This window comes from Vicinamibacteria bacterium, from assembly GCA_035570235.1.
GTDB lineage: Bacteria > Acidobacteriota > Vicinamibacteria > Fen-336 > Fen-336 > DATMML01.
Genome location: DATMML010000001.1, coordinates 1 through 14637 on the forward strand (window position 1 = coordinate 1; position 14637 = coordinate 14637).

Annotated in this window: 11 protein-coding genes; 7 read left to right on the forward strand and 4 right to left on the reverse strand. The window is 68.7% G+C overall.

The genetic code is table 11. The features are described 5' to 3' along the window. The 3 genes from VN461_00005 to VN461_00015 all read right to left on the reverse strand — a co-directional run. The coding region (locus tag VN461_00005; protein HXB53136.1) for an alpha-L-fucosidase at window positions 1–549 on the reverse strand (549 nt) is incomplete at its 3' end. 38 nt (window positions 550–587) lie between these two features. Continuing rightward, window positions 588–1562 carry a Gfo/Idh/MocA family oxidoreductase gene (locus VN461_00010; GenBank protein ID HXB53137.1) on the reverse strand — a complete coding sequence of 325 codons (975 nt, stop codon included), beginning with the start codon at window positions 1560–1562 and terminating at the stop codon, window positions 588–590. 82 nt (window positions 1563–1644) lie between these two features. Beyond that, on the reverse strand, window positions 1645–2412 hold the full coding sequence (locus tag VN461_00015) for a hypothetical protein (GenBank protein ID HXB53138.1): 768 nt from the start codon (window positions 2410–2412) through the stop codon (window positions 1645–1647). A gap of 264 nt (window positions 2413–2676) precedes the next feature. Between VN461_00015 and VN461_00020 the strand changes: the two genes are divergently transcribed. The 4 genes from VN461_00020 to manD all read left to right on the forward strand — a co-directional run bounded on the left by VN461_00020 (window position 2677) and on the right by manD (window position 10116). Next, window positions 2677–5139, forward strand: a complete 2463-nt coding sequence (locus tag VN461_00020) for a glycosyltransferase (GenBank protein ID HXB53139.1) — start codon at window positions 2677–2679, stop codon at window positions 5137–5139. Then, on the forward strand, window positions 5136–7469 hold the full coding sequence (locus tag VN461_00025) for an FkbM family methyltransferase (protein ID HXB53140.1): 2334 nt from the start codon (window positions 5136–5138) through the stop codon (window positions 7467–7469). Before VN461_00020 ends, VN461_00025 begins: the two co-directional genes overlap by 4 nt. A 34-nt stretch (window positions 7470–7503) precedes the next feature. Next, window positions 7504–8694: an FkbM family methyltransferase gene (locus VN461_00030; GenBank protein HXB53141.1), complete on the forward strand. Its 1191-nt coding sequence runs from the start codon at window positions 7504–7506 to the stop codon at window positions 8692–8694. Window positions 8695–8907: 213 nt separating this feature from the next. Then, entirely contained in the window at window positions 8908–10116 is a 1209-nt protein-coding gene (manD, locus tag VN461_00035; GenBank protein ID HXB53142.1) for a D-mannonate dehydratase ManD, read from the forward strand. Window positions 10117–10190: 74 nt separating this feature from the next. Here manD and VN461_00040 read toward each other — a convergent pair whose 3' ends face one another. After that, window positions 10191–11237, reverse strand: coding sequence for an SMP-30/gluconolactonase/LRE family protein (locus tag VN461_00040; GenBank protein HXB53143.1), 1047 nt, complete (start codon window positions 11235–11237; stop codon window positions 10191–10193). 126 nt (window positions 11238–11363) lie between these two features. Here VN461_00040 and VN461_00045 point away from each other — a divergent pair, with 126 nt between their 5' ends. Genes VN461_00045 through VN461_00055 form a run of 3 tightly spaced genes read left to right on the forward strand, consistent with a single transcriptional unit; the run spans window position 11364 to window position 14591 of the window. Beyond that, window positions 11364–12425: a galactitol-1-phosphate 5-dehydrogenase gene (locus VN461_00045; protein ID HXB53144.1), complete on the forward strand. Its 1062-nt coding sequence runs from the start codon at window positions 11364–11366 to the stop codon at window positions 12423–12425. After that, window positions 12422–13207, forward strand: coding sequence for a glucose 1-dehydrogenase (locus VN461_00050; GenBank protein HXB53145.1), 786 nt, complete (start codon window positions 12422–12424; stop codon window positions 13205–13207). Before VN461_00045 ends, VN461_00050 begins: the two co-directional genes overlap by 4 nt. 37 nt (window positions 13208–13244) lie before the next feature. Beyond that, window positions 13245–14591, forward strand: a complete 1347-nt coding sequence (locus VN461_00055) for an MFS transporter (protein HXB53146.1) — start codon at window positions 13245–13247, stop codon at window positions 14589–14591. The last annotated feature ends 46 nt before the right edge of the window (window positions 14592–14637 follow it).

Sequence of the window (14637 nt, forward strand, 5' to 3'; positions counted from 1 at the left end):
GGGGCCGAAATCCCAGTCGTTGCCCGCCCCGTTGGGCTCGTGCCAGTCCTGGGCCTGCGAGTAGTAGAACCCGAGCCGCATTTGGTGGCGCCGGCAGGCCTCGGCCAACTCCTTGAGCACGTCGCGCTTGAAGGGCGTGGCCTGCACCACGTTGTAGGCGCTGGCCCGGGAGCCATAGAGGGCGAAGCCGTCGTGATGCTTGGCCGTGATGACGATGTATCTCATGCCCGCTTCTTGGGCGAGCTGGACCCAGGCCTCGGGGTCGAACTTCACGGGATTCCACTCTCGGGCCAGCGCCTCGTACTCCCGCACGGGGATCCGGGCGCGATTCATGATCCATTCCCCGATCCCGGGAACAACCTTCCCCTTCCATTCGCCGGCGGGGAGTGCGTAGAGCCCCCAGTGGATGAAGAGCCCGAACTTGGCCTCCCGGAACCAGGCCAACCGCTTCTTCGCCGCGCCGGGGTCGGGCGCTTCGCTGCTCACGCCCTGGGAAGAGAGAAGGAGGATGATACCGAAGAGAAAGCAGGCGGCAGCTCTCAGTCGCATAGGGACTCCCCTAAGACCGGATGCAAAGGCGGCTCGCCTCATCGGGCGTAGGCCGCCGCGATCACGCGGTTCACCTCGAGGCCGATCTCGCCCGTGACCGCAGGGTCTCGGCCGCTGAGCACGGCATCCACGAAGTCCTCGATCAGGGGTTGGTGCAGGTTGGGGTGCGGGGGGTGCCGCTCCTCCCGGGTGTGAGAGGGGGTGACGATGCGCAGCCCACCCTGATTGAGGACCTCCACATGGACGGAGCCTTTGGTGCCGAAGATCTCCAGGCTATCGCGTGCCTCCTGCGCGGCATGGCTGACGGAGAGCACGGCCGCGGCGCCGGAAGGGAAGCCGAGGTAGGCGACGCAGGTGTCCTCGACCTCGCGCTCGGGGAAGCGCACCTTGCCGGGAAACCCTTGCACACGCTCCACCGGCCCCAGCAGGTTCAGCAAGACCTCGATGCGATGGCAGCCGAAGTCCATCAGCGGCCCCCCGCCCGAGTCGGCCTTGCGTAGGAGCCAGGAACGGGGGCCGTCGGGAGCGGGAGCGAAGAGCTCGAAGGCTTGGACGTGGCCGAGCACGGGGCGACCGATCTCGCCCGAACCCAGCAGCTCCCGCAGACGCATCACGACGGGATAGAGGTGGCGATAGTAGGCGACGCCTAGCTTCACGGCGTTGCCTCGGGCGGCGTCCACCATGCGCTGGCAGCCGGCCACGTCGAGGGCCATCGGCTTCTCGCACAGCACGTGCTTTCCGGCCTCGGCGGCGGCCACGGCTTGTTCGGCGTGGAGGCGGACGGGGGTGGCGACGTACACGGCGTCGATATCCGCGTCCCCGAGCAGGTCCCTCCAATCCGGGTACGAGCGGGCCGCCCCATGACGGAGCGCAAAATCGGCGGCCTGCTCGGCCCGCCGGCCCGCGACCGCGTGGAGTGAGCTGGCCGAGCACTCGCGCAGCGCCCGCGCTACGCGCTTCTCGGCGATGTCGCCGCACCCGACCAAGCCCCAGCGGACTGCCCGCGCCGGCATGACCTCACCCCGCGTGGGCCGTATCTTGCCACAGGGCTCCTTCGTTGGAAGGAGCGACGAGCTGCCCTCTTAAGCCGCCTCTTTATGCAACCCGCGCCACCACGGAGGTCACGGTCGGCCCCTTGGGGGAGAGGTCGAAGAGCTTTCGCCGCTCCACGGTCGCAAAGCCCGCGTAGAGGAGCATGTCCTCCAGGGCGCGGGAGGTGAACAGCCAATACGAGTTCGCCTCCCCGAGCTCCTTCTCGCTCCCCCGGAACCCGAAGGACAGGGTGGGCCGTTCGGGTGCAAGAGATTCGAGCTGGACGTCCACCGCGGTCTCGATTATGGCCATTTCTCGGGTCACGGAACGGATCCTCTGCAGGGCGAGAAGCGGACTCTGGAGATGCAGGAGAAGCGAGCCACAGAAAACGACATCGAACATCCCCACAACTTCGGGGCGGAGATCGTAGACGCTGGTGAACCGATACTCCACCCTGGACTTCCGCATAGCCTGCGCTATGTGAAAGCGAGCCGGCCAGTGGGTGGCGTCGAGCACGGCAGTGGGGAGCCGCGAGCGACGAATCGGGAGCCAGTCACAGTCTCCGAAGCGCGCGACGTCGGTCGCGACCACCCGCCGGGCCCCCCGGCGTTCCATCTCGAAGGCAAAGAATCCCTCCGCCGTGCCCACATCGAGGGCCGTTTGCTCGGCCAGGGAGTTCGGGATCCCATAGCGGTCCACGATTGGACGATGATCGTAATGCCCCCGAGAGACGAGGCCGTTACCCAGCTCGATCGTTTGGTACCAACCATCGAGGAGCGGATCGTCGGCACGGCTTGGCAGATCCAGTGCGGCCCGCGGCGGTATGATCACGGCTCCTCCTTCCCGCGGCAGAAAGGGCGTCTGCGGACGTTCGCGCCAGCCAAGCCCCGTCTCCGGGAGCCCCACCCCGCCACATCGTAACCGCAGACCCGTGCCTCCGCCGGCGAGGCCCGCGTCCGCGCTTCCCCGCTGCCCGCTTGACGGCCGCCGACGGCGAGTAAGACAATGTCGCCCCGGGCGAGTCTGATCCATCCGGTCAGCCAGTGCCGTGCCCGCCCTTGATAGGGAGGGCCGGGAGCCTGCTCGATAGGAACCATGCGGGTCGGAATCGACTATAGCTTTCTGAGGCTTGGCCGGCGCGCCCTGAAGCGGGGGGTCTGCCGCTACACGAATCGCCAACTCATTGAGGTCCTGCGTGAGGACCGGAGCAACGAGTACGTCCTCCTCTGCCAAGCGGGCACCGGGGACGCTGCGCTCATCCCGGCCGAGATCCGCTCACGAGCCAACGTTTCGGTCCGGGAGGGGCCGGCCCGGGCCGTAACCCCAGGCCAGGATCCGAACGCCCCCGAGACCCTGCTCCGCCTAGCCGCCGAGCACCAGGACTGGGTGCGGCGGGAGGGGATCGATCTCTACCACGCCACCACGCCCGTGCTTGTGGAACTGCCGGTATTTCCTCGATGGGACGTGTGTCCGATGGTGGCCAGCTTCTACGACGCCATACCGCTGCTCTATCCGGACCAGTATCTTCCCGGCCCCGCCGTCCGGGAGACATACGCACGGGGGCTGGAGTTCCTCCGGAGCGCCACCCGGGTCCTTGCCATCTCGGAGTCCGCGCGGAGAGACGCCTCCCTGCACCTCGGGATCCGGGCGGACAAGATCGACGTGGCTCCTCCCGTCGCCGAGCCATGCTTCCGGCCCCTGGCGGACGACGAGGTCGGGGCCACCTTGCGGGGCCTCCGCCAGCGTGTCCCCCTGCCCTCGCGCTACGCGCTGGCGGTGGTGGCCGTTCATTACTCCAAGAACCTGGACACGCTCTTCCGAGCCTATTCGCTGCTGGATCCCCGCCTGCGCGAGCTTCTGCCCCTGGTCGTCTGCTGCGACCTGGATGGCCCCCAGGACGCAGGCCTCCGGACCCTCGTCGATGCGGCAGGAATTGCGGACGACGTCGTGGCCACGGGCTTCGTGAGCGACGACGAGCTGGCCGCGCTCTACAACGCCGCCACCATGGTGCTTCACCCTTCCCGGCAGGAGGGCTTCGGACTGCCCGTGCTGGAGGCCATGCACTGCGGCAAGCCCGTGATCGCCGCCCGGGCGGGCGCTCTGCCCGAGGTCGGGGGCGAGGCCGTGCTGCTGCTCGGCCCTGACGACGCGGAGGCCTGGGCGCGCGCGATCGAGGAGCTGTACCGCGACCCCGGTCGCCGGCGAGAAATGGGCGACCGTGGCCGCGCCCGCGCGGAAGAATTCTCCCCCCGACGACTCGGCGAGGCGACGCTAGCCACTTATGGGCGAGCGGCCGCTGCCCCCGGTTGGGCGGCCGACTCCCGGAGGCGGGTGGCCGTGTGGACGCCCTTTCCACCGCAGGCGAGCGGGGTTGCGGACTACAGCTTGGAGCTGCTGGACGAGCTGCGGCGTGAGTGTGACCTGGAGGTCTTCGTGGACGACGGAGTGCTGCCCTCCGCGGCTCTCCTCGCCCGCTACGCGGTCCACCATTTCCGCGCCTTCCCTCGCCGTCACGCCTTGGCGCCCTTCGACACGATCGTCTACCAGGTCGGGGCCTCGCCCTTCCACCTCTATATGCAGGACGCCTTGCGCGAGTGGCCAGGCATCGTCGTTCTGCATGACCTCGCATGGAGCTATCTCCGGCTCTGGCATCGCCGGCAGAGCAGTGACGAGGCGGGATTCGAGGGCGAGCTGGGCGCCCTGGAGGGCGAGGAGGCCCTACGCGAGTATCGGGCAATCGTGGGTGGAAGCGGCGCCCACCGGCCACTCGACGTCTTCCTCGACGACCATCTCATGCTGGGGGATGTGGTCGCTCGCAGTCGGGCTCAGGTCGTGCTGCTCGAGAGCGTGGGCCGCGAACTCGAGCGTCGCTATCCAAAGGCACGCCCCTACCTGGTTCCCATGGGAGTGGCCGACCCCTACCGGGGACGGCCGGCCCTGGAGGCCTCCCAGGCCCGCTCGAGTCTCGGGATCGGCTCCGGGACCTTCGTGGTGGGGGCCCTAGGCATCCTCAGCGCGACCAAGAGGCTCGCGGAGTGTGTCCGGGCTTTCCGTGAGGTAGTGGACCACCATGATGACTCCCTGTTGCTTTTCGTGGGGCTCTGGTATGAGGCCTCTTTCCAGAGGGAGCTGGCCGACCTGGTTGGGCAGCTGGGCCTGGGGCCTCGCGTGCGCTTTGCCGGGCACGTGCCCGCCCCTGAGTTCCGGGCCCACCTCCTCTCCTGCGACGTCGTTCTGAGCCTCCGGCACCCTTGCAAGAAGGAGATCTCGGCCAGCCTCATGCGCGCTATTGCGGCCGGCAAGCCCGTAGTGGTGAGCGACGTGCGGGAGTGGTCGCACCTGCCCCGGGAGTTCTGCTGGCGGGTGCCGACGGGCAGCGCGGAGGTCGGAGTCCTGGCCGCCCAGCTGCGCGTGCTGGCGGCCGATCCGGCGCTGCGGGCGTCGATGGGGGCGCGAGCGCGCGCCTACTTTGAGGAGCAGGGCACCGTGCAGGGCATGGCCAGCGGGTACCTGCGGGTCATCGACGCCGTCTGCGCGCCTGCTGCCATGACCGCATGAGCCGACGCCTGGGCTTCAACAAGGCCTGCGAGATCGAGGACTTCGCCGACCCGGAGCTGGCCTCCGTCATCCGTGACGTCTGTCGGCACAAACTCGTCCGTTTCCCCAGCCTCCCGGACGGCGTAGAGCACTCCAAGGACTGGGAGGAGGCCATGGCCATCCGGGCCCTGCGGGAGTTCGGCGCCCTCCGCCCGGATAGCCGGATCCTCGGCGTGGCCGCGGGCAAGGAGGACACTCTCTTCTATCTGACTCGGCACGTGCACCAGGTCTTCGCCACGGACCTCTACATGTGGTCCGGCGACTGGAGCTCGACGTCACCCCTCTCCATGCTCGTGCAGCCGGAGCTGGCGGCGCCTTACGCCTGCGACCCCAACCGCCTCGTTGTCCAGCACATGGACGCCCGCAGCCTGCGCTTCCCGGACGACACCTTCGACGGCATCTTCTCCTCCTGCGCCATCGAGCACTTCGGCGATCTGCAGGACATTGCGAGCGCCGCTTATGAGATGGGGCGGGTGCTGAAGCCGGGGGGCCTGCTCGCCATCTCCACCACCATCAAGCTTGGCGGCCCCCCGGGGGGCATCGGCTGGCCTGGCCAAACCCTGATCTTCCCGCGCGAGCACTTGCAGCGCTACATTGTCGAGGCCAGCGGGCTCGAGGCGGTGGATGAGCTGCACACCGAGGTCTCGGAGGAGACCCTGTCCACCGGGCGGGACCTCGTGCGCGCGGTTCTGGACTACCGCGCCCGACTGGACGAGAAGGGTGAGGCCGGGCGGGAGACAGAGTACGCGCTGTGGGACTTCCCCATGGTCGTGCTGGCCGTGGAAGGGTACGTCTTCACCTCCGTCCATTTGGCCCTGCGCAAGACGGAGCGCCATCCGCTGGTTGCCAATGACTGGGCGCGTCCCTCGGCCGCGACGCAGGAGGCGATCCGGCGCACGAACCGAGACCTGGTCAGCCGAGCCCTACGTGCCTTCGCCCCCGCCCCGGAAGAGAAGGGGGACGGAAAAGCAGCCGCCCCCGTCGCTCCCACGCCCCCCCTAGCGGCACCCCCACCCGCCCCGCCCCCCGGACTCTTCGAACGTCCCTGGGAAGAGCGCAACGGGCAGGCCCAGACCCGCCTCACGGAAGCGCGGCATTTGGAAAGCGAAGCCGCGCGTCTAGGGCAGGAGCATTTGGAGCGTGCCTCCGCGCTGGAACGAACGGTGGCCGAGATCGATGATGCCCTCTCCCTGATCGGCAAGGTGCTTGGGGGGGAGGAGGGGGTGCGGGCATCCGCCCGCGCCCGCGCGCACCCGTCCCCCGCTGCCTCTCGCTCCGCCGTGCCCGAGGGTCGCCGGCAATGGACCACCAACCACGTGCGGCTAGAGGGCGGACCGGAGTTCGAGGTGGTGATCGATCCCGCAAGCAAGGACGCGTTTACGGTTGCCTATGCTGCCGGGGCCGGGCCCCTTTTGAACGAAACGCTGGTGCGGCTGATGCTCGATCTCGTCCGGGCGGGCGATGTGGTGGTGGACTTGGGGGCCCATCTGGGGAGCTTCGCGCTGCCCGCGGCGGCCGTGGGATGCAGGGTCCTGGCCGTGGAGGCCGCGCCGCAGTCCGCCGCCTTGCTGCAGGCGAGCGCCACCCGCAACGGTTTCCGCAACCTAAAGGTGATCCAGGCCGCCGCCGCCGCCGCCCCGGGGAGCCTCGAGTTCTGTCCCCGTGGCCCCCACGGGCACGTAGCCACGCCTCTCATCCCCTTGCCCACCATCGCGGTTCCCGCGGTGACGGTGGATGAGCTTCTTCTGGAGCTGGGCTGGGGGCCGGTGGCCTTCGTCAAGATGGACATCGAGGGTTCCGAGATCGGCGCCCTGCGGGGAATGTCGCGAGTCCTCGGCAGCCAGGACGCACCGTCCATCCTCTACGAGTCCAACGGGCACACCCTCGCCTTCCAGGGCGCTACTCCCGAACACCTTCGCGTGGAGCTCGAGTCGCGGGGATACCAGAGCTGGCTGGTCGAGCCCCGCCGCCTCGTCCGCCTGGTGGGAACGGAGTTCCAGCCCCAGACCCTGGTGGATTGCCTGGCCATCAAGCAGTGGCCGGAGAGGCTGAACGGCCGGCACCGGGAGGGTGGCCTGACCGTCGAGGAGAAGATTGCGCGCATCGTGGCTGACTGCCGCGACCCGAACGAGGACCTCCGCGTCTACATGGCCCGGGCGCTGGCCGAGGCGGGCCCGCTGCGCACATACCCCGCGGTGAGGGAGGCTTTGACCGGGCTGCTCAACGACGGGATGCCCAGCGTCCGGGCGGCCTGCGCCTGGTGGTCTTCGGCGGAGGAGCAGGACGGCTGAGGCGAACGCGGAACCGGGAAGGAGCATGGTTGGTATGGGTGCCACGGGCGCGATGACTTCCTACGGACTCAATTGGGAGGACGTGCGCCTCCGCCGGGCGTTTCCGGAGGAGGCGGTCGGGTTCTACATCGACGTGGGAGCCTACGACCCCGTGCTCGCCTCGCTCACCAAACATTTCTACGATCGCGGATGGCGGGGCATCAACATCGAGCCCAACATCCGGGGGTTCGAACGCCTCTGCGCAGAGCGGGACCGCGACATCAACCTGAACATCGGCCTTTCCAGCCGGGCGGGCACCCTCACATTCTTCGAGCCGTCCACTTCCTCGCACGGGCTGGCCACGTTCTCCGCCCGCGACGCCGCTCGCCACCGGGAGGCCGGCCTCAGCTTCGCGGAGCGGCCGGTGGCCGTCACCACCCTGGCCAGGATCTGCGAGGAACATGTCCGGGACCGGATCGACTTCCTTTCCATCGACGTGGAAGGCCATGAGGCCGAGGTGTTGGAGGGGAACGACTGGAGCCGCTGGCGGCCGCGCGTTCTGGTGATCGAAGCCACCGAGCCCCTGAACGCGATGCCACGCTCGCCCCTAGACGTCGTCCCCAACCATCACCGCTGGGAAGCAAAGGTGCTCGGGGCCGGCTATTCCTTCGCGGCCTTCGACGGGCTCAACCGATACTACGTCCGGGAGGAGGATCGTGGCCTGGCAGAGGCTTTGGCCGCCCCGATCTCCATCCTGGACAACTTCGTGCCCCATCCTTTCCTAGAGCCACAGCTCGAGTGTGAGCGACTGCGCGACCGGGCCGAGGTCGCGGAACGGCAGCTCGCGGCCGCCCGCGCGCTGAACAGCGCCTCCGAGCGGGAGCTCACGGAGATGCGGGCCGAGTTCGACGCCCTGGCTGTGCAGTCGGAGGACCTCGCGTTGCGCGCGGAACGCGCTCGCCGGGTGCTACTCACCTTGCGGCCACAATACGAATCTCTACGCGCGGGAATGGCCGACGCCCAGGTCGCCTGCGCGCGGCTGGCCCGGGAGGCGGAGCAGGCCCGCGAGACGGCGGAGACCGAGTGCGGGCGTCTGGTCCTCCTCCGTGACGTCGGGCCCCTCGGTATTGAGTTCGCGCGGAGGCTGCGGGCCCTGTCGCGCCGCCACGCCGCCGTCGCGGCCATCGCGAAGGCCCCGCTCCGGCTGGCTCTGCGCGTCCTGAGCGGACACCGCGGCCAGGCCTGAGCCTGCCTGGGCCGCAATCACCAACCGCGGGCTATCTCGCTTGAGCTCCGCACCACTTCGCCCACCCGGCTCGTCTCCAAGGTGTCGTGGGGGCTCCCTTGACGCCCTCCGTGGCGTCGCACAGTTTCCGAGACCGTGCGGCGGTTGTCCGGAGGTTCTGGAAAAGCGCGGAGTCAGACGGTAGGATCGTCGGCTACGGAACGAGGAGGGCGCATGAAGATCGTGGAAGCTCGGGTGATCGTGACCTGTCCCGGTCGCAACTTCGTCACCCTGAAGCTGGTGACGGAGGACGGCCTCCACGGCCTCGGCGACGCCACCCTCAACGGTCGCGAGCTCGCGGTCGCTGCCTACCTCACCGAACACGTGATTCCCCTCCTCATCGGCCGCGACGCGCGTCGCATCGAGGACACCTGGCAGTATCTCTACAAAGGGGCTTACTGGCGGCGGGGACCCGTGACCATGGCCGCCATCGGGGCCGTGGACACCGCCCTTTGGGACCTGCTCGGCAAGTCCCTGGGGGTCCCTCTCTACCGCCTGCTGGGGGGGGCCTCGCGGGAGGGGGTGCTCGTCTACGGGCACGCCAGCGGCGAAACCGTAGAGGAGGTGTTGGCGGCGGTTCACGACTATGTCGGCCGCGGCTACAAGGCGGTGCGCGTGCAGTGCGCGGTCCCCGGGATGCCCGCCACCTACGGGGTGGGCCGGGGCAAGCTCTACTACGAGCCGGCGGAGAAGGGCCTCCCCCCCGAGGCGGCCTGGAGCACCGACCGCTACCTGGGGTTCGCGCCCGGGCTCTTCGCGCGCGTGCGTCAGGAATTCGGGCCCGACTTGCCCCTGCTCCACGACGTACACCACCGGCTCACACCCATAGAGGCCGCCCGCCTGGGCAAGGAGCTCGAGCCGCACCACCTGTTCTGGCTGGAGGATCCCGTGGCGGCCGAGCTGCAGGAGGGCTTCCGGTTGATCCGTCAGCACACCACCACCCCTCTGGCGGTGGGTGAGGTCTTCAACACCATCTACGACTGCGAGCGGCTCATCCGGGAGCAGCTGATCGACTTCATCCGCACCACCGTCGTCCACGCCGGGGGCATCACCCACCTCCGCAAGATCGCGTCCCTGGCCGAGCTGTTTCACGTGCGCACCGGCTGCCACGGGGCCACCGATCTCTCCCCCGTCTGCCTGGGGGCGGCCCTCCACTTCGACCTCGCCGTCCACAACTTCGGAATCCAGGAGTACATGCGGCACAGCCCGGAGACGGACAAAGTCTTCCCCCACGCCTACCGCTTCGAGGGGGGGATGCTCCATCCGGGGGAGTCGCCCGGCCTGGGTGTGGACATCGACGAGAAACTGGCCGCTACCTATCCCTACGAGCGAGCCTACCTGCCGGTGGCGCGGCGGCTCGACGGGACCGTCCACAGCTGGTAGAGGGCACCGGGGGCGCTAGGTTGCGCTTCTGCCCCACGGCGCGGCACTTGTTCGAGACCCGCCCTCCCGAAGGCTCAGGATACGTGCGCGCCCTGCGTCTCCACGTAGACCGCATAGAGGGACTGGCTGGCGGTCATGAACAAACGATTGCGTTTAGCGCCCCCAAAGCAGACGTTGGCGCAGATCTCCGGGAGCCGGATCTGGCCGATGCGCTGTCCCTCCGGGGTGAACACGTGGACGCCGTCGTACCCCTCTCCCCCCCAACCGGCGGCCACCCAGAGATTGCCGTCAACGTCCGGGCGCAGACCGTCCGCGTGACCCTGCCGGCCGTCCAGCTCCATGGAGCAGAAACGCCGCCCATCGCGCAGTCGCCTGCCGTCCACGACGTCGTAGACGAAGATGTGGGGGCCCGCGCTATCCACGATGTAGAGCTTCTTGGTGTCGGGCGAGAAACAGAGGCCATTCGGCTTGTGGAGGTCGTCGTTGACCAGCTCCAGCTTCCCCGTGTGGGGATCGACGCGATAAACGGCCTCCTTGATGTAGAGCTCACCCTTGTTCCCCTCGTAGTTCTTCATGCTGCCGTAGCCGGGATCCGTGAACCAGACGCCGCCGTCGGGATGCACCACGATGTCGTTGGGGGCGTTCAGGGGTTTTCCGTTCCATTCCTGGGCCAGCACGGTGACCGCGCCGTTGAGCTCGTAGCGCACCACCCGGCGGTTGGCATGCTCGCACGTGACCTGCCGTCCCTCGAAGTCGAAGGTGTTGCCGTTGGCGTTGCCGGAGGGGCGCCGGAACTCACTCACGTGGCCGTCCTCGTCCAGTCGCCGCAGCTGGACATCGTTGGGAATGTCGCTCCAGAGTAGGTACCGGCCCCCCGCGCACCAGGCCGGCCCCTCCGCCCACGCCATGCCGGTGTGCAAGCGCTGGATGGCGGCGTTGCCGACCATGTATTTTTCAAAGCGCTTGTCGAGGGCGATGATGTCGGGGTCCGGGTAACGCAGGGGCTGGCGCCCGCTCCAGTCCCGATCCGCGCCGCGGGCGAAGGTGGCGAGGGCGCCGGCTGCGGTCGTGGCGGCGGCCAGGAACGTGCGCCGATCGAGGTCACGCCGGGTGATGGGCATCAGGAAACTACTTTCTGGGGCAAGGATCGTCGCCCCGGCAATGTCCAACGGTAGCGGGGGCCAGTATACCCCCGGGTCCGGGGGCGGGATTGGCGGACCCGTCGCCGAAGTGATAGGAAAGGCACCGTGAAGGCGCTGGTGCTCAAGGCCCCCGGAGAACTCGAGGTCCAGGACGTCCCCTCCCCCCAGATCGGTCAGGGCGATCTGCTCGTCCGGGTGATGGCCTGCGGCATCTGCGGGAGCGACGTCCACGGGCTGGACGGCAGCACGGGGCGGCGGATCCCCCCCCTCGTGATGGGGCACGAGGCGGCGGGGGTGGTCGAGAAGGTTGGAGCGGGAGTGGACGCTTTCGCCCCCGGCGACCGGGTTGCCCTCGATTCGACGATCTACAATCCCGAGAGCTTCTTCTCCCGGCGCGGCCTTCCCAACCTATGCGACGAGCGCCGAGTGCTCGGCGTCTCCTGCGCGGACTACCGACAGGATGGGGCCTTCGCGGAGCTGGTGGCGGTGCCCTCGCACATCGCCTACCACCTGCCCCCCGGAATCAGCTTCGAGCAAGCGGCCATGGTCGAGCCCTTGGCTATCGCGGCGCATGCCCGCCGGCTCACGGTGGTGGCGGCGGGGGACACCGTCCTCGTGATGGGCACGGGTCTCATCGGCCTGATGACGGTCCAGGTGATCCGGCAGACCCCGGGGGTGCGCATCGTGGCCGCGGATGTCGAGGACGATCGTCTGGCGTTGGCCCGCGACCTGGGCGCCCACGAGGTCGTCAACTCCCGGGCCCACGACGTGGTGGCGGCGGTCCGAGCCTTGACGGGGGGGCGGGGGGCGGACGTGGCCTTCGAGGCGGCCGGGATCGAGGCCACGGTGCGGGGGGCCATCCTGGCCGTGCGCAAGGGCGGCAGTGTGATCCTCCTCGGCAACCTCGCCCCCGATGTGTCCTTCCCCCTGCAGGCGGTGGTGACCCGGCAGATCCGCGTGCAGGGTTCGTGTGCCTCCAGCGGGGAGTATCCAGAGTGCCTGGAGCTGATCGGGTCGGGAAAAGTGGACGTCGATCGCTTCATCTCCGCGTCCGCGTCCCTCGAGGAGGGGCCGCTGTGGTTCGGTCGGCTCTACCGGAAGGAACGGGGCCTGCTGAAGGTCCTCCTCAAGCCGAACCAGGAATCGGGCCGGGGAGGCCAGGGGTGAACAGAAATCCTTTCGACCTCTCGGGAAGAGTGGCGATCGTTACCGGGGCCAGCCGCGGGCTGGGAAAGAGCATGGCGCGGGCCCTGGCCCAGGCGGGGGCGGACCTGGTGGTCACGGCGCGCAAGAGGGAGGACACGGAGGGGACGGTAAAGGAGCTGTCTGGCCTGGGGGGGAGCGTCCTCGGCCTTCCCCTCGATGTCCGCGAGCAGGCCAGCATAGATCGCCTGGCCGCGGAAGCGCAGGCCGCCTTCGGCCACATCGACATCCTGGTCAACAACGCGGGTGGCAACGTGCGCAAGCCCGCCCTGGAGGTGACCTGGGAGGATTGGAATCAGGTGCTGGACACGAACCTGCGCGGGACCTTCTTCGTGGCCCAAGCGGTGGCGCGGCACATGATCCCGCGGCGCCGGGGGCGCGTCATCAACATCGGGTCCGTGACTTCGGTGTTCGGCTACGCGGGGATCGCCCCATACTGCGCGAGCCGCGGGGGGGTGAAGCAGCTCACCATGAGCCTGGCCGACGAGTGGGGGGCGTTCGGCATCACCGTGAACTGCCTGGCCCCGGGCTGGTTCCGGACCGCGCAGACGGAGGCTCTCTACCAGAACCCGCGCTGGGTCGAGTACATCTGCGACCGCATCCCGCTCCGCCGACCCGGCCTACCGGACGACCTCGAAGGGGCAGTGGTGTTCCTCGCCTCGGACGCCAGCGCGTATGTCACCGGCCAGACCCTGCTCGTGGATGGCGGGATCTCGACGGGCGCGACCCGGGCCACCGCGGAGTGAGAGAGCTCGGGTGCATCCCGGAGGAAGCGACCCCAAGGTGAAGGGCGACTCCCGGCCCCCTCCCAGCCCGCTGGATCGCGCCCGCCGCAAAGCCTATCTCCGGCTACTGCCCTTCTGCTTCGTCTCCTACGTCGTCGCTTATGTAGACCGGTCCAACGTGGCCATCGCCAAGCTGACCATGAGCCGGGATCTGCCCGGCTTCGACAACGCGGTCGTGGGGTTCGGCGCGGGCATCTTCTTCCTCGGCTACTTCCTCCTCGAGATCCCCGGCACTCTGATCGTGGAGAAATGGAGCGCCCGCAAGTGGATCAGCCGCATCATGATCACCTGGGGAATCACGGCCGCCCTCACCGCCGCCGTCAAGACCCCTTCCCAGTTCTACCTCGCGCGCTTCCTGCTCGGGCTGGCGGAGGCGGGCTTCTTTCCGGGGGTCATCGTCTACCTGACCCACTGGTTCCCCAGCCGCGACCGGGCCCGCGCCCTGGCCTACTTCTTCGTGGCCACCCCCATTGCCCAGGCCGTGAGCCCGAAGCTGTCCAACGTGTTCCTGCGGATCGGCACCGACGAAGTGGTGGGCGGAGTTGTCGTGCACCACCCGGCCTGGCTCGGCCTCGTCGGGTGGCAGTGGATCTACGTCGCCTGGGGGATCCCCGCGGTGCTGTTGGGGATCGCGGCTCTGTTCGCCCTCACCGACTGGCCCCAGCAGGCCCGCTGGCTGACCACGGAGGAACGGGAGGCGCTCCTGGCCGAGCTCGCGCGCGAGAAAGCCGCGGGACTGGCCCGGCCCCATATGGGCGTCGGGGAGGCCCTTCGCCATCCGAAGGTGCTCCTGCTGGCCACGGTGTACTTCCTGGCCGTAACGGGCAGCTACGGGATCGAGTTCTTCATGCCCAGCATCCTTCAGCGGTGGTACGCCCTCGACTTCGGCACCCTAACTTGGCTCGTGGTCCTGCCCCCCCTGCTCGCCCTGGGTGGGCAACTCTTCGTGGGCTGGAGCTCCGACCGAACCCGAGAGCGACAGCTCCACGCGGCGGTCCCCTTGGCTTGCTCCGCGCTGGGTCTGCTCCTGATCACCCAGAGCCGGGGCCACCTCGTGTTGAGCGTCCTTTGTTTCATGCTGGCCTTCGCGGGCTTCAAGGCCTACCTACCGGCATTCTGGTCCTTGCCCAGCCTCTTCCTCAGCGAAGCGGCGGCGGCGGGGAGCATCGGGCTCATCAACTCCCTTGGAAACCTCGGCGGCTTCATGGGGCCCTACGTACTGGGCACGCTGGAGTCGCTCACGGGATCCTTCGAGGGGGGGCTGCTCTTCCTGGGCGCGTCCATGAGCCTGGCCACCGTCGCCGTTCTGCGGCTTGGGCTGGGGAAGGGAGACCCTCCTCAGTAGGCGGCGGGAGGGCGACGCCTCCGTTCCTGAGGCTCTGCCCTCGCCG

What these genes read in the sequence shown, in the direction of transcription:
- VN461_00010 (HXB53137.1), bottom strand. Translation starts at nt 1,562, where the DNA reads ATGCCGGCGCGGGCAGTCCGCTGGGGCTTGGTCGGGTGCGGCGACATC.
- VN461_00020 (HXB53139.1), top strand. Translation starts at nt 2,677, where the DNA reads ATGCGGGTCGGAATCGACTATAGCTTTCTGAGGCTTGGCCGGCGCGCC.
- VN461_00025 (HXB53140.1), top strand. Translation starts at nt 5,136, where the DNA reads ATGAGCCGACGCCTGGGCTTCAACAAGGCCTGCGAGATCGAGGACTTC.
- VN461_00030 (HXB53141.1), top strand. Translation starts at nt 7,504, where the DNA reads ATGGGTGCCACGGGCGCGATGACTTCCTACGGACTCAATTGGGAGGAC.
- manD (HXB53142.1), top strand. Translation starts at nt 8,908, where the DNA reads ATGAAGATCGTGGAAGCTCGGGTGATCGTGACCTGTCCCGGTCGCAAC.
- VN461_00040 (HXB53143.1), bottom strand. Translation starts at nt 11,237, where the DNA reads ATGCCCATCACCCGGCGTGACCTCGATCGGCGCACGTTCCTGGCCGCC.